We start from the raw sequence: 23,673 nt of genomic DNA on the forward strand, positions 1-23,673 counted from the left end.
TTCCCGCTTTCATTCCAAATCTCTCGCAAAAAACCTCGAGGATTTTCCCTTCAATCGGGGCTATTATTTTTTTGTATTTTTGCATTTGGAATTGACAGTTAAAAAAACAACAATGTTTCACGTGGAACATTTACAATAAAGAATAAACGAACATTAAATAAATATAATTTTGTTTCAAGATATATACGACGTAATTGTAGTTGGCGCAGGCCACGCAGGTTCAGAAGCAGCAGCAGCAGCGGCTAATTTAGGGTCCAAAACGTTATTGGTTACAATGAGTTTGCAAAACATTGCTCAAATGTCGTGCAATCCCGCAATGGGAGGAATCGCTAAAGGACAAATCGTTCGGGAGATTGATGCGCTTGGAGGTTACTCTGGAATTGTTTCTGATAGAACAGCAATCCAATTCAAAATGCTGAATAAATCCAAAGGTCCTGCAATGTGGTCGCCAAGAGTTCAAAGCGACAGAATGCGTTTCGCAGAAGAATGGCGATTGATGTTGGAGCAAACCCCAAACCTCGATTTCTATCAAGAAATGGTTGGGGGTTTAATCATAGAAGACGGAAAAATCAAAGGAATTAAAACTTCTTTAGGTCTGGAAATAAAAGCTAAATCTGTAGTTTTAACGAATGGAACTTTTTTAAATGGATTAATTCATATTGGAGAAAAACAATTCGGAGGAGGAAGAGCTGGTGAAAGTGCTGCATACGGAATCACAGAAGATTTAGTAAAAGCAGGTTTTGAATCAGGAAGAATGAAAACAGGAACGCCGCCACGAGTGGATGGAAGATCTTTGGATTATTCGAAAATGAATGAAGAAAAAGGTGATGCAAAGCCAGATAAATTCTCTTATTCGGACATTACAAAGCCTTTAGTTCATCAAAAATCTTGTCATATGACGTATACATCTTTGGATGTCCACGATATTTTGAGAGAGGGTTTTGACCGTTCGCCAATGTTTAATGGTAGAATAAAAAGTATTGGACCCAGATATTGTCCGTCAATTGAAGATAAAATTAACCGTTTCGCAGACAAAGACAGACACCAGTTATTTGTAGAACCGGAAGGGTGGAATACGGTCGAAGTATATGTAAATGGTTTTTCTACTTCATTACCAGAAGACATCCAATTTAAAGCTTTGCGCTCTGTTGTGGGATTTGAAAACGTTAAGTTTTTCCGTCCTGGATATGCAATCGAATACGACTATTTTCCACCAACGCAATTGAAACATACGTTGGAAACCAAGTTGGTTGAAGGATTGTATTTCGCTGGACAAATAAACGGAACAACAGGATACGAAGAAGCCGCTTCACAAGGATTGATTGCAGGAATCAATGCGGCTTTGAAAGTTCAAGAAAAAGCGCCAATGATTTTAAAAAGAGATGAAGCATATATTGGGGTTTTAATTGACGATTTAATTACAAAAGGAACAGAAGAGCCTTATAGAATGTTTACTTCAAGAGCAGAATTCAGAACGCTTTTACGCCAAGATAACGCCGATTTTAGATTGACGCCGATGTCTCACGAAATAGGATTGGCTTCAGAATTGCGTTTACGAAGAATGGAACACAAGCTAAAAGAATCTGAAAAAATGGTTGCTTTTTTCAAAGAAACAAGCATTACCGCAGCAGAAGCTAATCCTATTTTAGAAGCAAAAGAAACTGCTTTGGTGAACCAAAGCGATAAGATGTTTAAGATGTTTTCTCGTCCTCAAATTGATTTGAACGACATGATGCAATTACAAAAAGTAAAGGATTATATTGCAGCTAATGAAGTTGATTTAGAGATTTTAGAACAAGCAGAAATACAAGTTAAATATTCTGGATATATCGAAAAGGAAAGAAACAACGCCAACAAATTAACGCGTTTGGAAGATGTGAAAATCCCCGAAGATTTTGATTATAATAAAATAAAATCAATGTCGATTGAAGCAAGACAGAAGCTTGGAAAAATCCGACCAGTTACTATTTCTCAAGCATCGAGAATCAGTGGAGTTTCGCCAAGTGATATTTCGGTATTGCTAATTTATATGGGACGATAATAAAGTGTTCAGTATTCAGTTTTAAGTAAACAGTTATCTAGTAATTGCACCAAACTGATCACTTAAAGCCAGCCACTGACCACTAAAAATTAAATTGTTCCACGTGAAACCATTATTAATTTTATATATAAATTTTTGGCAATGTTGCTAAATTGACCACTGAAAACTGACCACTAAAAACTAAAAATGGATATTTCAAATAAAAATCACTTCCTAACCGTAAAAGATTATTCTGTTTCAAAAGAAACATTTGATCTGTATTATGACGAAACATTGGATATGTTGATTACATCGCCGCAGCCAAGTCTTGATAATCTAGGAAAATATTATGAAAGCGTTGACTATATTTCTCATACGGATTCTAAACGTTCTATGTTTGAAAAAGCATATCATTTTGTAAAAGGTATTGCGCTTAAAAATAAACTAAATTTAATAAATAGTTGTAATTCAAACAAAGGAAAATTATTAGATATTGGAGCCGGAACAGGAGATTTTTTATTGACTGCAAAAGAAAATGGTTGGAACACAATTGGCATAGAAACAAGCGAAAAAGCCAAAGCAATTGCGGTTAAAAAAGGAGTAGAGTTTTCATCATCAATTGAAGAATTAGAAAGTCATACTTTTGATGTAATTACGATGTGGCACGTTTTAGAACACGTTCCTAATTTAGAAAATCAAATCAAGGAATTGAAAAGATTAGTAAAGCCAAATGGAACAATAATTATTGCGGTTCCTAATTTTAAATCCTACGATGCGAAATATTATGGGAAGTTTTGGGCGGCGTATGATGTACCAATTCACTTTTGGCATTTTTCTAAAACAGCTATAAAATTACTTTTTGAAAAAGAAAAAATCAAACTCGAAAAAGTGCTTCCAATGAAATTTGATTCTTTTTATGTGAGCTTGTTATCCGAAAAATATAAAAACGGGAATATGAATTTTATAAAAGCCTTTTGGATTGGATTGGTGTCAAATTGGAAAGCAAATCGAAGTTTAGAGTTTTCATCGCACATTTACATCTTAAAAAACAACCGAAAAGCAGTTTAAAGCGATTTAAAAGAAGGTTTTTGGCTCAAACATATATTTTACTGTCTTTTTTAAGAACGTTTTGCATTTCAAATCTAATAAAGCCGCTTTTTATAGCTTTAAATTATAACAAAGATTAAAACCATCGTAAAACCTTATAGTTATAAAATTAGCTAAGTTTGAAACTTTTTAAATTTATTAATCAAAAATTTATACTTTTACCAATAATTAAAAAATCAATCAAAAATTAGAATGAAAAAATCATTAGTACTTATCGCAATCGCATTTTCAATTATCTCTTGTAATAAAACTGCAGAAGTTGCTTCTTCAAAAACCGCTTACGTTGACACGTCAAAATTAATGAGTGAATATACCGAAGCAAAAGATATTGAAGCAAAATACAAAGCCAAATCTGAAGAAATGGGAAAAGAGTTGGAAGCAGAAGTGGCACGTTTTAAAACAGAAGCTGCAAGTTTTCAGAAAAATGCACAATTAAACGGTCAAGCTTGGGCACAACAAAAAGGAGCAGAATTGCAAAAAAGAGAGCAACAACTTCAATATGCGCAACAATCTATTGCACAACAATTGCAACAAGAAAGTGGTGTGGAAATTGATTCGGTAGTTAGCAATGTTAAGAAGTTCATCAAATCTTACGGTAAAGAAAAAGGGTACGCTTATATTTATGGAACAGGCGAAGCAGCGACAATTTTGTATGCTGAAGATAAATACGACATTACAAAAGACATCATCAAACTTTTGAATGATAAATATAAAACGGGTTCAAAACCAGCTGCAACGAACATAAAAGCAGATGCAAAAAAAGAAATTGAAGCCTTAGAGAAAAAGAAATAATTTTTAGAAATATATTTTAAAAATGTCTTCCAAGTGAAGGCATTTTTTGTTTCTAAAAAAACGAAATTATAGCAATCAGATTCAAAAAAATATAGTACTTTTCAACGACTAAATTTATACCGATGCAAACTATCTCAGAAGCCGCAGAATACACTTTACGATTTATCAATCAAACACATCGCTCGGTGTTTTTGACAGGAAAAGCAGGAACGGGGAAAACCACCCTTTTGCGAGAAATTATACAAACGACTCATAAAAATACAGTTGTAGTTGCGCCAACAGGAATTGCGGCGTTAAACGCAGGTGGAGTAACGATTCATTCTATGTTTCAGTTGCCATTTGGAGGTTTTATTCCTGATAATTCGGCGCCACATTTTTCCGATACTGTAAAATTTGAAACCAAAAGCACTTTGGTTAGACACTTCAAAATGAGTGGTTTAAAGAAGTCGGTAATCAAAAATATGGAGTTGTTGATTATTGACGAAGTGAGTATGTTGCGTGCTGATTTGTTAGACGCAATTGACTTTATGATGCAATCGGTTCGGAGAAAAAAAATGCCTTTTGGTGGCGTTCAAGTTCTTTTTATTGGCGATTTATTACAATTACCACCCGTTATTCGTGACGAAGAATGGAGTACTTTAAAGAAACATTACAATGGAAAATTCTTTTTTCATTCACACGTTATTCAGCAAAATCCTCCTTTATATATTGAATTATCAAAAATTTTCCGTCAAACGGATGATGCCTTTATTTCGATTTTAAATAACTTGAGAAACAATCAAATTTCGCAAGAAGATATTAAAAATTTGAATGAATATGTGCAGCCTAATTTTGATTTGAGAGCCAATAAAGGTTACATTACATTAACCACTCACAATGCCAAAGCTGATGCGATGAATGCTCAGGCGTTGCAAGATTTGGAGGGAAAATTGGAAACTTTCAAGCCCGATGTTGTTGATGATTTTCCAGAAAAAATATATCCAATTGAGCAAAACTTGCAATTGAAAATTGGTGCGCAAGTGATGTTTGTTAAAAACGATCTTTCATTAGAAAAAAGGTATTTCAATGGTAAAATGGGATTCATTAAATCCCTTTCAAAAGAGGAAATTTTAGTTCATTTTCCAGAAGAAAATAAAACCATAGAAGTTGAAAAATACGAATGGCAGAATATTCGGTACAAAGTCAACGAAATGACCAAGGAAATTGACGAAGAAGTTTTAGGAACATTTGTTCATTATCCGATAAAATTGGCTTGGGCAATTACCGTTCATAAAAGCCAGGGATTGACATTTGATAAAGCAGCGCTCGATGTTTCACAGGTTTTTCTTCCCGGACAGGCGTATGTTGCATTGTCTCGATTACGCTCTTTAAAGGGCCTGATTTTACTTTCTCCGCTTCGTATGAATGGCATTTCGAACGATCAAGATGTAATGGATTATTCTTTAAACAAAGCAACCGATGAAGTATTGGCGGTTTCATTGGAGCAAGAAACCAGAAATTTCATCCGAAATTATCTAAAAGGCACATTCGATTGGAATGATTTGGCTCAGGAATGGCGGAACCATCAGTTTAGTTATAACGAAAAGTCGGATATTTCTGAAAAGTCCAAACACGCTATTTGGGCCAAAAAACAGGCGGAATCCATCGGAGAATTATTGGAGCCGTCCCGGAAATTTTTATCACAATTGGATAAATTATTTGCGAGTGAAACCTTTGATATAAATCACATTTCTGATAGAATTCACGCCGCTTTCAATTATTTCTTTATTCCAATGGACAATGGGGTTTATGATATTTTATGGAAAATAGAAGAAGTAAAAAGAGTTAAAAAAGTAAAAGCCTATTACGAAGAATTATTGGTTTTGGAGGAATTACAAATCAAAGCGGTTTTGCACTTAATGAAAGCCAAATTGTTAGTAAACGCGGTAGTTTCTAGTGCCACAATTTCCAAAGAAAACTTAACTTCTGAAGAAATAAAATACTATAGGATTAACAAGATTAATTCAATTCAAGCGAAATTTAAGGAAATCAATATTACACTCGTACAAGATGATTTTGATGTGGATCGCTATGCCAATAGAAAAACATCAAAATCTAAACAACCAAAGAAATCAACCACGCAAGAAACGTATGAATTGTGGCAACAAAAAAACTCTATAAAAGAAATTGCGGAAATTAGAAAACTTACACCACAAACCATTTATGGGCACTTTGCAAAGCTAATAGAAGCGGGTCAAGTGCAACTTTCGGAAGTTTTACCAGAAGATAAAATTGATGAATTAACCAACGTTTTTAGAGGCAAAAAAGAAGATTCTTTGAGCGAATTAATGGAGATAAATGGAGATAAATTCACGTGGAACGAAATGAGAATGTTCAAAGCGAGTATTGGAAAGTAAAAAAGCTTTAATATTAATGAACATTTCCTAAAAAAAAGGTCTTCACAAACAAATGTTAACATATTTAACACGTTTATTAGCAATACTTGCCGTTTATACCTAAATATTACCACTTATTACTTTGTGTTATGAAACAAATATTAATTACTTTAAATTTGAAGAAAATTTTTTAATTCAAATAATAAAGCATGACAATTAATTTTACTAATGAGTATTTCGAAATCAGAAAATGCTCATGAGATTAAAATTATTAAATAATTAAAAAAACAATTTATTGATATTGACGACTATTTATTGTTAACGTTCATTTACACAGTTAAATTTTTAAACCATGTGGAGTCCAGAGCCCACAATAATAAACGGGGAGAAATCGAAAAGCCTTAAGAGTAGAAAATAAATATTATGAAAACATATTTTACAAAAATGGCGCTATTTATAGCATTGCTATTTATTACAGCAAATTCATTTTCGCAAAACCCAACTCTGACAAAGGGTGAAACTATTTCATATATAAATAAAATACTGAAAGAAGCTGTAGGTAAAACTTTTCTTTGGAATGGAGAAACGTATACTTATACCAGAGTATCGCTATCCTCTGAGGATGAAAGCACATTAATTTTAATAATTGAAATGAATGATGATATAATACCCGCTAGGAAATATAGTTTTACTCCAAAAGACATTACTTTGAAAGAAGGAAGTAAAGCTTCAGATACCGTAGGACAATTCACTTTAAGCGCAAAAAATTCAATATATTATTATAAAGACAGCAAAGGAAGTGTTAGTAGTTGGGGCGTTTCAAGTTTTGAAGTTCCTTATTCAAAAGACAATGCCGAAAATTTCAATAGAATTGAAAAAGCGTTCAAATATTTAGGAACCATTTCAAAAGAAGTTAATGATCCATTTGGGAAATAATTAAGTAAAAAGAATAATTTTTATTTGAGATTCCTTCGCCATCGAATTTATTAATTGAATATACGAAAGTAAGTTGTAGATTAAAAAATTAAATTTCAAATCTTTAGAAATGTTTTAGAAATGTTTAAAGTAAATTTAAATATTTCGGGCAAAAGAAAGTCTAAGAATGCAAAACCTATTCATTTCGAATGAGTTTTTTAAACTAAATCAACGAGGAATATTGCATTGGTTTATTTAAAGTAAAGTCCCTGTTTCTTATAGAACCAAATGAAACTTTTTTAGGCGAGGAGTCTGTATGGAGTCTAATTCATCCAATACACCACCATAACAGCGGGAATAAAATAGATTACAATAGTTCTTGCGCCGTCATAATCTTTCGCCAATCGCTGACCAAAAAGCAACATCAATAGCGTAACACAAGAAAAAATTCCACCATAAAAAGCAAACGATCGTCCTTCATTTACAAACAATTCAATGGCGCCAATAACACATAAAACACCCGAAATTAATTCCAAAACCAAAATGTGAAATAAGGCAAGCGGCACGGTGTTTTTTAAAACTGTTTTAGAAAAATGACCCGTCAACCATGCTATATTGTCTTTCCAATGAAACAATTTGTCGTAACCGGATTGCAAAAAAGTAATTGCCAAAAAAACCAAAACCAAAATAGAAGCTACATTATTCATAATATGTTATTTTTTGTGAATTAAACGAGTCAGTTTTATGGATAAATCAGTTAAAATTATTTTCGCATTTCCGTTACGCTCAATGTGATACATTGCGTCCGAAAGCTCCTTAAAAATGTCATTTATATTATTTCCATTTACAAACGGAGCAAAATTTTCCAATTGAAATTTCGGCACTTTCATCTCCATATAAACCAACTTTGGCGTTTCATAATTCAGTAGCAATGCCTGTCGGAACATTTCAATACAAAAGTTCAAAAACTTCTTCTGCGTTTCCCTTCCTAAAGCTGCAATTTGCTCGCTCCAAAGAATTAAATCTTGAATCGCCGCCGCATTACCTTTCGCTCGAAAAGCCGCACGAACCCAAGAAACAAACCATTCTTCAAACGGCAATTCCTCGCTTTCTTCGTCCAATAAAAGCAACGCTTTATTATAATTTCCTTGCGATTGGTGCGCAATTTTATCCGCCAAACTTGCCTCAATATTTTCTCTAAGAATCAATCCGTCGGCAATAATTTTCTCACTCAAACCATTAAAATGCAACACCTGACAGCGCGACCGAATGGTTTGAATTATATCTTCTTCATTTTCAGAAATCAAAATAAAAACTGTTTTTTCTGGTGGCTCTTCCAATAATTTCAGCAGTTTATTTGAGGCTGAGATGTTCATTTTTTCCGCCATCCAAACAATCACAATTTTGTAACCGCCTTCATATGATTTTAGTGCCAACGCCTTCAAAATTTCCTGCGCATCGTCCACCCGAATTTCTCCTTGCTTGTTCTGAACGCCTAAAATTTTGTACCAATCAAACAATCCACCGTAAGGATTTCCAGCAATAAATTGTCGCCAATCAACCATAAAATCCAAACTTTTCGGATTCTTTTTCACATCTTCCGTCGTTACGGTTGGAAAGATAAAATGCAAATCTGGATGCGAAATCGACTTAAATTTCAAGTTGCAAGATTCGTTTCCATTGTTGTTTTCGCCATCAAAATTTCCGCACAAAACATACTGAGAATAGGCAATTGCCATCGCCAAAGTCCCACTTCCTTCTGGCCCTACAAACAATTGCGCATGAGGAATTCTGCCCGAAGAGGCGCTTTTTGTCAAATGATTTTTTATATAATCTTGTCCTAAAATTTGGGAAAACAGCATAAAGCAAAGATAGGAGAAAGTTGCTAAAAAAGGTTATTTGTGGATTCGGTTATTCGGTTATTTGAGAAAACTCCTATAATCTTTTAAATATGGGGCTAAAATCCTATCCCCAGCCCTGTCATTGAGAGGGACGTGGCAATCAAAAGAAAGGGGAGACTGGATGTAAATATAGAAACGGATAATTAAACGAACTTACTTGCCTTATATGATAGGGAAGGGTTTATTTGGGTATCCGTTTATATGGTTAATCGGTTATTTGATTATCTGCGAAAATCCGTATAATCCTTTTAAGCTTTAGCAAAAAAATCTCTCAATTTGTCAATCTGAATTAATTTCAGATTCTTTTCCAATGTTTAGCAACCTGAATTTTTAAAATTACTATTTATAACCGTTATAAACTATAAGAGTTTATTTTTATTAATTCATTAACAATGCTGTTTTGTACAATTTCTCTTCAAATTGCTATTTCTCTCCTTTTTTCTCTTTACAATCTCATAAAAACAAAAAAATTTCCATTTGCTCGCTTTTTTAACATAAAAACAGCAACAATTCGCCCTAAAAGAACCCTATTAATTACCAAAATAACAGGTCTGAAAATACAGCTATACGCCTATATATCGGTTTATTCCTAAATACGCCCATTTATGCACCGCTGTTGTTTATAAACATTTCTTATAATAAATTTATATGCGAATAGAATCAATACAAAAAATATCAATAAAAGGCAGTTTATCTTAATTCATATTTAATTTTTTATATCTGATTCTCAATAAAATTATTATTATGAAAAAATTATTATTATTGAGTACGGTGACCGTTGTCGTGTTGCTTTTCCCAAACACAAGCTTTAGTCAGGCTCCTAATGGCACGCTTAATTTAGGAATACTTGAATCTTTTGAGGCTTACACCGCAGGCGGAGCTATTACCAATTCAGGCGGGACCGTTACCGGTGACGTTGGAACCCATTTAGGAATTATTAGCGGTTTTACTTCGCCACCTTATTCAGGCAACACGTACAGCGCCACTACTGTAACTAATCAGGCTCGTTATGATTTATTGAGGTTGTACGTTCATCTTAACGGTCTTTTTGTTGATTTTCCAAACGCCTATAACCCAATTACTTACCCCGCTCATGGCGCCACTTTTGGAGGAGGCGAGACTCTTGTACCAGGAGTATATTCCATCGGCAGCGCAGGAACTATAGGAGGGGCTCTTACACTTGACGGAGGAGGAAATCCTAATGCTGTGTTTGTGATAAAAATGAACGGAGCAATGACAGTCGCGTCCGGCGCAACGGTTAGTTTAAGTAACGGAACAAAATCTTCTAATGTTTTTTGGCTTATTAACGGAGGGATATCTGTTGCGGCAGGTGCTGCAGTAAAAGGAACTCTATTTTCAAAGGCAGGTGCTGTTGGCGTTGGCGCAAATGTTATTCTTGAAGGAAGAATGCTTTCTATGTCTGGTGGAATAACTATGGGAAGTGATTCTAGTATCACTCCTCCTCCACTACCTAGCACCATAGCAATATTCTGTAACAGTAGTTGTACCCCAGCTCCTGCTGTTGATATTTTAGGAGTTCTTTCAGGTTTTGTGCTTTTTACTAAATCGGGAGATATCGGGAATGTGGGTATGTCTGGTATTAATGGAATTATTGGGACCAATGCGGGAGCTATAACGGGTAACACAGGTGGTGTGCAAATCGGAACTCAAGAAACTGCAAATGCTCTTACAATACAAGCAGCAACAGATTTAGATGCCGCTTATATAGCCCTTATGAATATGACTCCTTCGGTAACGCATGGCGCAACTTTTCTTAACGAAACACTTGCGCCTGGGGTTTACCACATACCGACAGCTGGGGCCTTAGGCGGCATTATTATTCTTGATGCGGCCAATGATTCCAATGCAATATTTGTTTTTAGGTTTGCTGGGGGGTTTAATATAGCAGCAGGGTCAAAGATTATCTTAGCTAATGGAGCACGCCAATGTAATGTTTTTTGGGTTGGAGGAGCCGGAATTGCCACTGGTGCAGTTAATATAGGAGCTTCTTCTGAATTACAAGGAACATTTCTTGCCCATGGCGGAGCCTGTAACTCAGGAGCTGGAGTATTTCTAGCGGGTAGACAGCTTTCTACGAATGGTGCCATTAATACTGAAACCGCAGTGTTTTATAAAAACCCCGAATGTGTAACTTCTATATCTTTAAACGCAACAATTGCGGGAACAATTACAACAGATCAAAATATTTGTAAAGACTCAGCTCCTAACGATTTGACTCTTACTGGAAATACTGGAAATGTTATTAAATGGCAAAAATCTTCAGATTTTGCATTTACTTCTCCATTAGATATCGCTATTACTTCAACAACATTAACAAGTGCTACAATTGGCAGTTTATCTGCAACTACTTTTTTTAGAACACTTGTTCAAAATAGTACCTCCCCTTCTCAATATTCTAATGTGGTGACTATTACAGTTCTATCTACAACTTGGACAGGTTCTACAAGTACCTCATGGAATAGTGCTTCTGACTGGAGTTGTGGAGTCCCTTCGTCAGGTGACAATATTGTTATTCCAGGAGGACTGACTAATTATCCTATTTTAAATGGAACAAGGACTATTGGAAATGTGATTATCGATGCTGGAGCCACACTAAATTTAAATAACTATACACTAGTGGTTTCCGGTGTTTTTTCAGGAACCGGAACATTAATTGGCAGTTCTACTTCAGGTCTAACTATCAATGGATCTGGCAACAGGGGGACATTCTATATGAATCAAACTACACCTGGATCAACCAATAAAGTAGCAAATTTTACCTTAAATACTACTACATCTGGAAGTGCAACTTTAGGAAATGCTATGGATATTTTTGGGGTTTTGACTTTAACTAACGGTACATTTAATACCGGTGGAAATCTAACTTTGTCTAGCAACGGTTTTGGAACAGCTGTTGTAGCACCAATAACCAATTGTATTGATGTAGCAATAACAGGCGATGTAACTGTGGAACGTTTTTTCCCAGCACTTCGAGCTTTTAGATTTATTTCTTCTCCAGTAACCACAACTTCTACAATTAGAGATAACTGGCAACAAGGAGTAAACAATCCTCCGCCTGCTTACACAAGCAACTTAAATCCAAATGCTGGTTATGGAACACATATTACTGGAAACATTACTAGTGATTATGGATTTGACGCTACTCAAACAACATCCAATTCTATGTTTACTTTTAATAATACTACTGGTGCATGGGTTGCGGTACCCAATACAAATTCGTTAACACTTACTTCTGGAGTACCTTATCGATTAATGATAAGAGGGGATCGATCAATAAATATGAGTACCAATACGCCAACACCCACCAATACCACATTAAGAACCAAAGGAACATTAAAAATATGTGATGCTCCGGCTGGGATATTGAGTCAAACTGCAAATGGATTTAGTTTTATAGGAAATCCATACCAAGCAACTGTTGATATTAAAGCGACACTTACACAAAGTAGTAATCTAAACACCAATTCCTATTGGGTTTGGGATCCAAAAGTAAATACAAGAGGAGGATATGTTATTTATGATTTAGTTAATAGTTTAAACCCGGTTTCAGGTTCTTTTGTAAATCAATATTTACAGCCTTGGCAAGCTTGTTTTGTTAATACTATTTCTGCGGGCGCAGCGAGTATTACGTTTCATGAATCAGATAAATCGACCTCTATCGTCAATGAAAATGTATATAGATTCAATAATTTAGCTTCTTATATTCGATTAACGCTTTACGAAAGCAATACCCTTGCGTCTGTTGGAGTAGCTGCAGATGGGCTGATTGTGAAATTTGGAGACAGTTTCAATAATGCAATAGATGGATATGATGCCTTAAAATTTAGTAATCTAGATGAAACTTTTTCAACTAAAAACAATACCACTTTGTTGGGTATTGAAAGCAGATTATTTCCGGAAGTCTCCGATGTAATACCGTTGAATATTACTCAATACCGATTTACTAATTATACTATAGTAGCAAACGGAACGAATATGAGTGGTTTGACGGCTTATTTACACGATCAATTATTGCAAACTTACACAGAGATTCCTCAATCAAATTCGGTAAGTTATCCTTTTGTGATAAATACAAATGATGCGCAAACTTCAGCCTCGGACAGATTTAGAATAGTATTCCAAAATCCATATTTAAACCTAGAGTCTGATACCTCCTTGGTCCTTACAATTTCCCCAAATCCTTCTAAACAAGGAATATTTGAAGTGGTTATGAATGGGGCAAACGACGAGACTAAATTAATTATTTACAATACGATTGGGCAAGAGGTCTATGCTACCAATTTGTTGCAAACAGCCATCAATCATATTACTCCTAACAAAGTTTTTGCTAAAGGTGTTTATTATGTAAAAGTTGAAAAAGATACTAGGACGACAATTAAAAAATTAATAATAGAATAACGATGAACAACCCTAAAATAACAATGACTTTTTTTACGACACTACTGCTTTTAGCAACTACCGCTGCTTTTGCACAAACATTTGATGACGACGTTATAGATAATACACAAGCTAATCCAATAGATAACTATATAATTTTAGCATTGTTTTTAGCGTTGCTATTTGCTTTTTATAAAATGAAGAGAATTGGGAAAGAGAAAGGTATTTTCATTCAAAAAAAGAGGTTGTAAAATCTATGGATATACCTCAATCTGCAGAAAAAGCGGGGGAGTAGGGTTTTAATTATTGTTAATAGTCTTTGTGGGTAAGGTTTGGATATCTAATTAATAACCCAAAAAAATCCTAGTAAATCTACAAAAGCGCTATATCTCATATTTTTTAGTTAATCGATAAAATGAAAGTAGGAATACATAATAAACAGTGGAATAATAACCCAAAATAATTGTCAAAAAAATAATATTGTTTTTGATGAATTTGATATTACGATTTGTAGAATTCCTATCAAACAAAAAAGAGCATAAATATATGTTGGCCAAGCATTTCCTAATAACATTAAAATATTTAGAACTAATCCAATGGTCAAAATAAAAAAACCAAAATATCGAAGTATTAAATTACTGCTTTTCATAATTTTATTTTTATTTTGAGAACTTTTTTACTCCATTTTCTCCAACGCCTTTTTAACCATTTTTTGGTCGCTTGGAAACCAACCTTGAAGCATAATTGTCATTCCAAAAAGTATCAATAATATGCTTATTAATTTTTTGATATTCAAAATGTTTTTTGGGGTCATTTTGTGTTTTAATTGTTTGGCTAATAGGATTTTACCCATATCCACAAACAAATACGTCAAAATTACAGAAGTGAAAAAAGTAAGCATTCTTGAAGTTTCTAATTCAAGTTTTGGTCCAACGGTAATTAGTATTAAAAACCAAAAAAGAAGTACACCAACATTAATAAAATTCAATAAAAAACCTTTGATAAAAAGCGCACGGTAATTCTTTTTTTGGAATACGATTTCAATATCATCTTCGTTTACTTTTGAAGTAATTTTTCTAAGTTTTATAAAGGAAATCAAACCGTAAGTCAGCATTAAAATTCCTCCAAAAATGAAAATTGCAGGATCGTTTTTCAAACTTTGAATCAATCTGTAACTACTGAAATAAGCAATTAAAATAAAAAATACATCTGCTAAAACAACGCCTAAATCAAACACCAAAGCAGCTCTAAATCCTTTAACTGCACTTGTTTCAAGCAACACAAAGAAAACAGGGCCAATAAGAAAACTTAAAAAAATTCCGAGTGGAATTGCTGTTAAAATGTCTTGAATCATTAATATAATTTAGAGTCGAATTATTACAAATATAAAAATATTATCTACTACTTTGATTGATTGAGCCGCCTAAAACCGTTTTTTGATTAATTTGTTTCGGTTTGCCAAAAACAGTTATCGTTCCGCCAGCTCTTACTTTTGCGTCCACCAATTCAGAAGCACGAATATCGGCAATTCCACCAGCGCTGATAGCGACATTTGTTTGCTCGGTTTGAAAGTCTTTTGCATTTAAAACTCCGCCTGAAGAAATAATAATATCTTGGTTTTTAGCCGTTCCTTCTAAATTAATTATACCTCCAGAAGTGGCACGAATACTCACCTTTTGAACGTCTAATTTTAATTTAATTTCGGCTCCTTCTTTAGCATTTAATGAAAATGAAATTTGTTTTATTGCTTTTTCACTTGAAACATAAGAACCTTCACAAGCGTCTAAACTTTGAATGTTTTTATAATACAATAACGCCGTAACGTCCTCGCCAGATAAGAATTTACCGATTGGCATTCTTACTTTTAATTCGCCTTTATTGTTAACAATTTCAACTTCTGAACTGTTTTTTCCTGACAATTCAATCTTACTTTCTTCAGACGGAATCAGCTGAACTGAGATTTTATCAAATACTTTTACAGCATCAAAATCACCTAAATTTTTAGTGGTAATTTCTTGCGAAAAACCAATTTGCGAAAGCAATAAAATTATAATTAACCTATAGTTCTTCATCATTATTTTGTCTTAAAAAATAGAAATCCAACTGTTTTTTCACTAAATCGGCAGTTTTTACTTTTACATAAATTTCATCGCCAAGTTGCAATACGTTTTTAGTACTTTGACCAACAAGTGCATATTGTTTTTCGTCAAAAATATAATAATCATCTTTTATTTCTCGGATTCTTACCATTCCTTCACATTTATTTTCTATTATTTCTACGAAAATTCCAAATTCTGTGACGCCTGATATAACTCCTAAAAACTCTTGATCTTTATGATCTTGCATATATTTTACTTGCATATATTTGATAGAATCGCGTTCTGCCTTTGTTGCTAAACCTTCCATTTGAGAACAATGAATAGATTTTGATTCATATAATTCTATATCTGCTGATTTCCCTCCATCAAGATAAAATTGCAATAATCTATGAACCATTACATCAGGATAACGACGAATTGGTGAAGTAAAATGGGAATAATATTCAAAAGCCAAACCGTAATGTCCAATATTATCTGTCGAATATTTTGCTTTACTCATCGAACGAATCGCCAAAGTATCTATTAAATTTTGTTCTTTTTTACCATTAACTTCTTTCATTAAATTATTCAAAGCTTGGGCAACCGATCCTGAGTTGAAATCAACTTCATAACCAAACTTTTTGATTAGTTCTTGCATCGCCAAAAGTTTATCTTCATTTGGTTCGTCGTGAATTCTATAAACAAAAGTCTTTTTTTGACGTCCAATGAATTCTGAAACTTTTTTATTTGCCAAAAGCATAAATTCTTCTATCAAATGATTAGAATCTTTAGAAGTTTTAAAGTAAACACCTTCAGGATTTCCTGTTTCCGAAAGGTTGAATTTTACTTCTACTTTATCAAAAGAAATCGCTCCGTTATTCATTCTATTTTCTCGCATAATTTTTGCTAATTCATCTAATTTAAATGTAGCAAAAACAATTTCGTCCGAGACTTTATAAGCACTTCCTGTGATTGAAGTTTCAATAGGAATTATATTTTCTTTAGTTTCAATGATATGTTGTGCTTCTTCATACGCAAATCGCTGATTAGAATTTATCACTGTTCTACCAAACCAACTGTTTTTAATATTCGACTTTTTGTCTAATTCAAAAATAGCTGAAAAAGTATATTTTTCTTCGTTTGGGCGCAAAGAACAAGCAAAATTTGACAAAACTTCGGGTAACATCGGAATAACTCTATCTACTAAATACACAGATGTTGCTCGATTATAAGCTTCATTATCTAGAATTGTTCCTTCTTGTAAATAATGGGAAACATCGGCAATATGGATTCCAATTTCGTAGTTTCCATTTTCTAATATTTTAAATGATAGGGCGTCATCAAAATCTTTTGCATCTTTTGGATCGATTGTAAAAGTCAATGTATCGCGCATATCTCGACGCTTTGCAATTTCACTTTCGTGAATTGAAGTATCTATTTTTTGTGCAAAAACTTCAACTTCCAATGGAAATTCGGCTGGTAAACCATATTCAGCTAAAATAGCGTGAATTTCAGTATTATGTTCTCCTGGTTTCCCTAAAACTTTTATTACAGAACCAAATGGACTGTCAGCTCTTGCTGGCCAATCTTCGATGTGAACTAAAACTACATCTTTGTTTTCAGCATCGCCTAATTTGTCTTTTGAAATAAAAATATCGGTGTACATTTTTGGATTTGCAGTCGATACAAAGGCAAAATTCTTCTGAATATCTATTACACCTACAAAATCAGTTTTCTTTCTTTCTATAACTTCTATAACTTCTCCTTCGGCACGTTTTCCTTTTCGTCTGTTATACACATACACTTTTACGGTGTCGCCATCTAAAGCGTGGTTCAAATTATTGGTCGGAATAAATACATCTTCTTCAAATTCTGGACAAACAAAATAGGCGGTTTTTCTGCCCGTCATATCAATTTTACCTTCGTAATAATCATTACTTGCTTCTACAACTAAATATTGTCCAGGTTCAATCTCGTCTATTTTTTTTTGGGCTACAAGAATCTTTAAATCTTTAATAATTTGATTTCTACTTTGTGTATCATCTAATTCTAATTTAATTCCTATTTGCTTATAATTGAATGCTTTATTGGCATTTTGTGCTAATATTTTTACTATTTTATCTGTTAAATCAGCTTGTTTTTTGACTGGTTTTCTTAGTCTTTTACTCATAATTCTTTTCTTAAAAGTTGAAATTTACAAAATAGTTAGCAGTTGTTTGTTCATAAGTAGTAGTTTTAAAGAAAATATAACTTTTAAAAACTAAATTCTCTTACCAATACTATTCGCAGTACCTTTATAAAAAATAAATAAAAATGGAAGAATTTGTAACTATTGCAACTTTTAATTTTCCTCACGAAATTATCGTGTTAAAATCTATTTTACAAAATAAAGGAATTGCATTTTTCTTTCTCAATGAAACGTTGGTTTCTGTTAATCCATTAGCAAGTTACGCTTACGGTGGAATTGAGTTAAAAATTCATCCCAACGATTTTAAAGCAGTTCAAACTATTTTAGATGAATTGAACAGCAATTTAAATATCGTTTAAATAATTTTTAAAGTTTTAATTTCTCAAATGTTATCAACAGATATACAATACAACAAAAAGAAAATTAAATTTAAAATTATTTTTTAATGGTTATTATAGTGTGTTAATAGCTACAATAAAATTATTTTTTTAAGTGTTGTTTTTAAGTTATAATTATTTACAAGAAGTTATAAACATATTTATTTTTATCTAATGAGTTCTAAAATAAGACTTTCTAAATTTTAATTAACAATGGTTAATAATCTTTATATTCTACTTTTTGTAAATAAGTTTAAATTCAAAATTTGTTAATAAAACGCAATTTTATAGTTATAACTTTTCCAAAAATTCATCAAACTAAATTAGTTTTATTCAACTCAATTTTTGATTACGAATTAATACAATACAACCTAAAAATAGTTGTAAAATTCTATATAAAGTTATGAACATAAATTGTTAAATTAAGGTTAACTGATTATCAAACAGTTATGAATTGTTGTTAACATTACATTAAATTAACAATTACATTACATTAAAACCAATGAATAAAAGAGAACTAATTGATTTTCAACCTGTTTATAATTTATGTAAATAAAAATAATAGGAATGTATTTCACGCTTTTCTTTTGGTAAATTTGTATCGAAAACACAACACTTTATAACTATGAAAATTTCTATTGGAAACGACCACGCTGGACCAGAATATAAAAAAGCAATTGTTGAAATGCTCAAGGCAAATGGTTATGAAGTTACTAATTACGGAACCGATTCGGCAGATAGCGTGGATTATCCAGATTTTGCACATCCCGTTGCATTAGATGTGGAATCTAAAAAAGCAGATTTTGGAATTATTATTTGCGGAAGCGGTAACGGAATTGCAATGTCGGCCAATAAACATCAAGGAATTCGAGCGGCTTTGTGTTGGACAAAAGAAATTGCAGTTTTAGCACGACAACATAATAATGCTAATATTATTAGTATTCCCGCTCGTTATACTTCTATTCCACAAGCGGTAGAAATGGTTCAAACTTTTCTTAACACCGATTTTGAAGGCGGAAGACACCAAAATAGAGTAGATAAAATCAGCTGTTAATTATATATTAAATTAAAAAAGTAACAATTTTTTTATGGATGTTGGAATCAATCAAAGTGGCTTGGTTCATATTTCGCAACTCAAAGCTGGTTTTGTGAGTGATGTGAATGAAGTAGTAAAATTACACTAACGCGTTCAAGTGAAAGCTACAGAAGCGGATGAAGATAGAAAACGGATTCAATTGTCGATGATTATTTAAAACAAAAAAAGGCTTTTCAAATTATGAAAAGCCTTTTTATTATTTTGTTTCTTCTTCTTTTTTGTCAGCTGGTTGTTCCTCTTTAGCTGCATTTTTGAATTCTTTAATTCCAGTTCCTAATCCTTTCATTAATTCTGGAATTTTTCTACCACCAAACATTAACAAAATTACTGCAACGATTAAAATTATCTCGGTTGGTCCTAATCTTCCCATAACACACTATTTTATGCTTTCGCAAATTTATAATAAATCTTACTACAAAGATAAATATAAAAATCGGCATTTCATTTCACTCATTAATAAATATTTATGATTTGGTGTGCAACGTATAAATTCCTAAATAATTGAAATTTAACATTATCGTAAATACACAAAGCCATAGATGCGACTTTTATCATTATATTTGTGGATAATAATTGAAAAATAATGCCTGAAAAAGCTCAAAAAAGACAAATTTTAAAGAGGAAATTATTTACAAAAAACCGATTGGTTATTTTGAATGAAGATACTTTTGAAGAAATTTTTTCCTTACGATTAACATTAATGAATGTTTTTGTTGTGGCTTCAATCGGCGCAATTTTAATTATCACTTTCACTACTTATATTATTGCTTTTACGCCCTTAAGGGAATATATTCCGGGCTATGCATCAACAAAATTACGACAAGAAGCAACTGAATTGGCATTAAAATCAGATTCTTTGGCATTGGCATTAAAGAAAAATGATGCCTATTTGAAATCGGTTGTTAAGGTTTTAAATGGCGATTTGGAATATGAAAAAATCAATAAAGATTCGATAATGTCTTCCGATAATGTTAGTAAAACAATTGAAAATGATGCGCCTTCAAAAGCAGAATTACAATTGAGAGAACAGGTTTTGCAAGAAGAAAAAATGCTTTCAAAAGATAAGAAAAAGTCAAAAAAATAGAAAAATGTCTTTAAAATCTTTCTTGGCTAAAAAATTTGCGAAAAGCATTTATAGAAAAACTCAAATTTGGGCGAATAATCCTATACAAACCCAGCAAAACGTTTTTAAAGAGTTGATTCGTCAAGCGAAAAACACGCAATTTGGTATTGATCATCATTTTGAAGCTATTAAAACATTTGAAGATTTCTCTAAAAATGTTCCCATTCGAGATTATGAAGCGTTAAAAATGTATGTTGACAAAGTCGTTCAAGGCGAAGAAAACGTTCTTTGGAAAGGCAAGCCATTGTATTTTGCCAAAACATCGGGAACAACTTCTGGTGCAAAATATATTCCATTAACCAAGGAATCGATGCCGTTTCACATTGAAGCCGCTCGAAATGCAATTCTACATTATATTCACGAAACAGGCAACGCCGATTTTGTAAACGGAAAAATGATATTTCTGCAAGGAAGCCCCATTTTAGAAGAAAAAAATGGTGTTCAATTGGGAAGATTATCAGGAATTGTAGCGCATTTTGTACCTAAATATTTGCAAAAAAACAGAATGCCCACTTTTGAAACCAATTGCATTGAAGATTGGGAAACCAAAGTTGACGCCATTGTTGAAGAAACGTTCCATGAAGATATGACGATTATTTCGGGGATTCCATCTTGGGTTCAAATGTATTTTGAAAAATTACAACTAAAAGCGAAAAAACCTGTTGGCGAACTTTTTAAAAACTTCAATTTATTCATTTATGGCGGTGTGAATTTTGAGCCTTATCGCGCGAAATTTGAGAATTTAATAGGTAGAAAAGTCGATTCTATTGAATTATTTCCCGCTTCGGAAGGATTTTTCGCCTATCAAGATTCGCAGAAAGAAAAAGGAATGTTGCTACTTTTGAATGCAGGAATTTTCTACGAATTTATAAAATCGGATGAATTTCATACTGAAAATCCCAAACGATATACTATTGGCGAAGTCGAATTGAATGTAAATTATGTGTTGATAATTTCAACAAATGCGGGACTTTGGGGCTATAATATTGGAGATACCGTTCAATTTACTTCTTTAAAACCCTATCGCGTGATTGTTTCTGGGCGCATCAAACATTATATTTCGGCTTTTGGGGAACACGTAATCGGAAAAGAAGTCGAACACGCGTTGAAAAAAGCGATGGAAAACATGTCAATTCAAATAAACGAATTTACTGTTGCGCCACAAATCATGCCGCTTGACGGTTTGCCGTACCACGAATGGTTCATAGAATTTGATCCCGACGGTTCAGGAGAACCAGAAAACATAGTTGCATTTGCGGAAGCGATAGATAGCGAAATGCGAACGCAAAATTCGTATTATGACGATTTGATTGTGGGGAAAGTTTTGCGGAAATTAGTCATTACAAAAGTGGCGAAAAATGGTTTCCAAGAATATATGAAATCCATTGGAAAATTAGGCGGACAAAACAAAATTCCAAGGCTGAGTAACGACAGGACGATTGTTGATTTATTAAAAAGAGAATAGAAAAAAGATGCAAGAAAATAGACTTTGGTTGGTGTTGCTTTTAATGAGTTTTTGTGTTTCCGCCCAAACCAAAGGCGTCGTTGTTGACGAATCCGGGAAACCCATTCCGTATGTGAATATTTGGGTTGAAAACGAGAATATTGGAACTACTTCGGAAGAAAATGGAGAATTTTCAATTACTGTTGCTGAAAATAAAACCCTAGTTTTTTCAGCCATTGGATTTGAAACATTGAAAGCCAAACTAAACGAATCTGGAAGAGTAGTTTTAAAATCAATCGCCTATCAATTAAACGCGGTTTTAATTCAAAAACGAATTGGAAAAGACCAAATAGAAATTGGAAAGTATAAAAAAGGAAATATTTCTATGTATTACGGAACAGCTACCCCCCAACCTACAATAATGGCTAAATTCATAGCGGCAACGGAAGATATAAAAACACACCCATTTATTGACAATATAACTTTTTTTACTCTTTCAAATATCAATAAGGCTAAGATAAAAGTTCGTTTTTACGAAGTGGCTCCAGACGGAAGCCCTGGTTTGGATTATTCAGATGACATCATTATTGTTACAGTTAAAAAGGGAAAGCGAAACACCACACTTGATTTGAAAGATAAAAATATAATAATTCCAGATTCCGGTTTATTTATTGCTTTTGAATGGATGATTATAGAAGAAAATAAATATACTTACGAATATACTCTTGATGAAGAAAACAATAAAGTACAAGGCGCACTTCCGGATTCAAAGAAAAAAGTTTATAAAGACGGAATAGAATACAATCCTTTTATAGGTACTATTCCCTCGGATTCAAGCACTTCCTGGCAATATATAGCGGGAAAATGGGTTTCTAGAATGATTCATAAAAAATCAAACCTACGTGGTGGATTAGACAAATATGACAATAAGTTTGGTGAATTAGCAATTAAAATAACCCTAACTAATTAATAATGAAATATTTATTCTTAATTTTATTTTCACTTTCCTTTTTCGCTCAAACCAAAGGCGTCGTTGTTGATGAATCGGGGAAACCAATTCCGTATGTGAATATTTGGGTCGAAAACGAGAATATTGGAACGAGTTCTGAGGAAAATGGCGAGTTTTCTATTACTGCTTCCGCAAATAAAAATCTGATATTTTCTATTTTAGGATTTGAAAAAAGAATTATAAAAGCATCGGAAGTTTCTAATGTAAAATTGAAAGCGGTTTCGTTTCAATTGGACGAAGTGGTAATTGCCCGACATTTTGAAACTAGAAAATTAGAAATCGGACAAATCAACAACGCTATTTTTGAAGCGTTTGATAACGGACCGAGAATTGACGTGAAATTTTTCCCCTTCGAAAGTGCGTATAAAAAAACCAAATACATCAAGAAAGTTAGTATTCTAACAGATAGCAGAGTTGATAATGCGACTGTTAAAATACATTTTTATAAAGTAGACTCTAATGGTTTTCCAGGCGACGAACTTCTTACAAAAGATTTCATTGTAACCCTTCAAAAAGGAGTTGTTAGAAACGGTTTTGACTTGACTGATTTGAATCTGAAAATGCCAAAAACAGGAATTTTCATTGGGTTTGAAAAGTTAATAATCGCAAAGAATAAATTGGAAAAAACCATAGTAAATTCCAATACGGGAAAAACAACAACCAAAATAGTATATTATCCATTTGTATTGTATAATTATATAGAAAGGGATTTTTTATATACGTTTTCAGTTGGAAAATGGAGTCGTCAAACGAACGAAAAAACAATAGGTTCTTCAGATAAAATTAAAATGTATGAACCAGCAATAAATTTGGTTTTAACCAACTAAAATATAAAACCTTATATTTGTTG

Annotated in this window: 19 protein-coding genes and 1 pseudogene; 14 read left to right on the top strand and 6 right to left on the bottom strand. The window is 33.0% G+C overall.

Going from position 1 to position 23,673, the window contains the following annotated elements:
* Nucleotides 1-169: 169 nt before the first annotated feature.
* The 5 genes from mnmG (at nt 170) to AC9UEH_RS01215 (ending at nt 7,230) form a co-directional block, all read left to right on the top strand.
* Nucleotides 170-2,041 carry a tRNA uridine-5-carboxymethylaminomethyl(34) synthesis enzyme MnmG gene (gene mnmG, locus AC9UEH_RS01195; RefSeq protein ID WP_509527675.1) on the top strand — a complete coding sequence of 624 codons (1,872 nt, stop codon included), beginning with the start codon at nt 170-172 and terminating at the stop codon, nt 2,039-2,041.
* Between the two features lie 186 nt (nt 2,042-2,227).
* Complete coding sequence (locus tag AC9UEH_RS01200; RefSeq protein WP_509527677.1) at nt 2,228-3,088, top strand: class I SAM-dependent methyltransferase; 861 nt, start codon at nt 2,228-2,230, stop codon at nt 3,086-3,088.
* A 231-nt stretch (nt 3,089-3,319) separates the two neighbouring features.
* Complete coding sequence (locus AC9UEH_RS01205) at nt 3,320-3,919, top strand: OmpH/Skp family outer membrane protein (protein WP_509527679.1); 600 nt, start codon at nt 3,320-3,322, stop codon at nt 3,917-3,919.
* A 122-nt stretch (nt 3,920-4,041) separates the two neighbouring features.
* Entirely contained in the window at nt 4,042-6,315 is a 2,274-nt protein-coding gene (locus tag AC9UEH_RS01210; protein WP_509527682.1) for a helix-turn-helix domain-containing protein, read from the top strand.
* Nucleotides 6,316-6,717: 402 nt separating this feature from the next.
* Nucleotides 6,718-7,230 carry a hypothetical protein gene (locus tag AC9UEH_RS01215; protein ID WP_509527685.1) on the top strand — a complete coding sequence of 171 codons (513 nt, stop codon included), beginning with the start codon at nt 6,718-6,720 and terminating at the stop codon, nt 7,228-7,230.
* Nucleotides 7,231-7,532: 302 nt separating this feature from the next.
* Here the strand turns inward: AC9UEH_RS01215 and AC9UEH_RS01220 are convergent, their stop codons facing one another.
* Together AC9UEH_RS01220 and AC9UEH_RS01225 are read right to left on the bottom strand one after the other, a co-directional pair.
* Nucleotides 7,533-7,916, bottom strand: a complete 384-nt coding sequence (locus AC9UEH_RS01220; RefSeq protein WP_509527688.1) for a DoxX family protein — start codon at nt 7,914-7,916, stop codon at nt 7,533-7,535.
* A gap of 6 nt (nt 7,917-7,922) precedes the next feature.
* Nucleotides 7,923-9,071 carry a DNA polymerase III subunit gene (locus AC9UEH_RS01225; protein WP_509527690.1) on the bottom strand — a complete coding sequence of 383 codons (1,149 nt, stop codon included), beginning with the start codon at nt 9,069-9,071 and terminating at the stop codon, nt 7,923-7,925.
* A gap of 783 nt (nt 9,072-9,854) precedes the next feature.
* Between AC9UEH_RS01225 and AC9UEH_RS01230 the strand changes: the two genes are divergently transcribed.
* Nucleotides 9,855-13,529, top strand: coding sequence for an ice-binding family protein (locus tag AC9UEH_RS01230; RefSeq protein ID WP_509527692.1), 3,675 nt, complete (start codon nt 9,855-9,857; stop codon nt 13,527-13,529).
* Between the two features lie 2 nt (nt 13,530-13,531).
* Nucleotides 13,532-13,759 (top strand): Fjoh_0651 family PID-CTERM protein, encoded by a 228-nt coding sequence (locus AC9UEH_RS01235; RefSeq protein ID WP_509527694.1) that lies wholly within the window; start codon nt 13,532-13,534, stop codon nt 13,757-13,759.
* Nucleotides 13,760-14,184: 425 nt separating this feature from the next.
* On the opposite strand, the gene AC9UEH_RS01240 is transcribed toward AC9UEH_RS01235, so the two are convergent.
* From AC9UEH_RS01240 to rnr, 3 genes are read right to left on the bottom strand one after another with little or no spacing between them, the layout of a single operon-like run.
* A complete protein-coding gene (locus tag AC9UEH_RS01240) occupies nt 14,185-14,862 on the bottom strand; it encodes a LysE family translocator (protein ID WP_509527696.1) in 678 nt (225 codons plus the stop codon).
* A 40-nt stretch (nt 14,863-14,902) separates the two neighbouring features.
* Nucleotides 14,903-15,583, bottom strand: a complete 681-nt coding sequence (locus AC9UEH_RS01245; RefSeq protein ID WP_509527698.1) for a head GIN domain-containing protein — start codon at nt 15,581-15,583, stop codon at nt 14,903-14,905.
* Nucleotides 15,567-17,756 carry a ribonuclease R gene (gene rnr, locus AC9UEH_RS01250; RefSeq protein WP_509527700.1) on the bottom strand — a complete coding sequence of 730 codons (2,190 nt, stop codon included), beginning with the start codon at nt 17,754-17,756 and terminating at the stop codon, nt 15,567-15,569. Before rnr ends, AC9UEH_RS01245 begins: the two co-directional genes overlap by 17 nt.
* A 143-nt stretch (nt 17,757-17,899) precedes the next feature.
* On the opposite strand from rnr, the gene AC9UEH_RS01255 reads away from it, so the two are divergent.
* The 3 genes and pseudogenes from AC9UEH_RS01255 to AC9UEH_RS01265 form a co-directional block, all read left to right on the top strand.
* Complete coding sequence (locus AC9UEH_RS01255; RefSeq protein WP_509527702.1) at nt 17,900-18,133, top strand: DUF2007 domain-containing protein; 234 nt, start codon at nt 17,900-17,902, stop codon at nt 18,131-18,133.
* A 643-nt stretch (nt 18,134-18,776) separates the two neighbouring features.
* On the top strand, nt 18,777-19,205 hold the full coding sequence (gene rpiB, locus AC9UEH_RS01260) for a ribose 5-phosphate isomerase B (protein WP_509527704.1): 429 nt from the start codon (nt 18,777-18,779) through the stop codon (nt 19,203-19,205).
* Nucleotides 19,206-19,236: 31 nt separating this feature from the next.
* Nucleotides 19,237-19,404: pseudogene (locus AC9UEH_RS01265) on the top strand (S1 RNA-binding domain-containing protein); the annotation flags it as partial.
* Nucleotides 19,405-19,443: 39 nt separating this feature from the next.
* On the opposite strand, the gene AC9UEH_RS01270 reads toward AC9UEH_RS01265, so the two are convergent.
* Nucleotides 19,444-19,617, bottom strand: coding sequence for a Sec-independent protein translocase subunit TatA/TatB (locus AC9UEH_RS01270; RefSeq protein ID WP_509527706.1), 174 nt, complete (start codon nt 19,615-19,617; stop codon nt 19,444-19,446).
* 213 nt (nt 19,618-19,830) lie between these two features.
* Between AC9UEH_RS01270 and AC9UEH_RS01275 the strand changes: the two genes are divergently transcribed.
* Genes AC9UEH_RS01275 through AC9UEH_RS01290 form a run of 4 tightly spaced genes read left to right on the top strand, consistent with a single transcriptional unit; the run spans nt 19,831 to nt 23,650 of the window.
* A complete protein-coding gene (locus AC9UEH_RS01275; protein WP_509527709.1) occupies nt 19,831-20,331 on the top strand; it encodes a peptidase in 501 nt (166 codons plus the stop codon).
* Nucleotides 20,332-20,335: 4 nt separating this feature from the next.
* Nucleotides 20,336-21,835 (top strand): GH3 family acyl-acid amido synthetase, encoded by a 1,500-nt coding sequence (locus AC9UEH_RS01280; protein ID WP_509527711.1) that lies wholly within the window; start codon nt 20,336-20,338, stop codon nt 21,833-21,835.
* A gap of 7 nt (nt 21,836-21,842) precedes the next feature.
* Nucleotides 21,843-22,784 carry a carboxypeptidase-like regulatory domain-containing protein gene (locus AC9UEH_RS01285; RefSeq protein WP_509527713.1) on the top strand — a complete coding sequence of 314 codons (942 nt, stop codon included), beginning with the start codon at nt 21,843-21,845 and terminating at the stop codon, nt 22,782-22,784.
* Nucleotides 22,785-22,786: 2 nt separating this feature from the next.
* Entirely contained in the window at nt 22,787-23,650 is an 864-nt protein-coding gene (locus AC9UEH_RS01290; RefSeq protein ID WP_509527715.1) for a carboxypeptidase-like regulatory domain-containing protein, read from the top strand.
* Nucleotides 23,651-23,673: the final 23 nt, after the last annotated feature.

The organism is Flavobacterium sp., assembly GCF_040402835.1.
In the GTDB taxonomy this organism is placed as follows: Bacteria; Bacteroidota; Bacteroidia; order Flavobacteriales; family Flavobacteriaceae; genus Flavobacterium.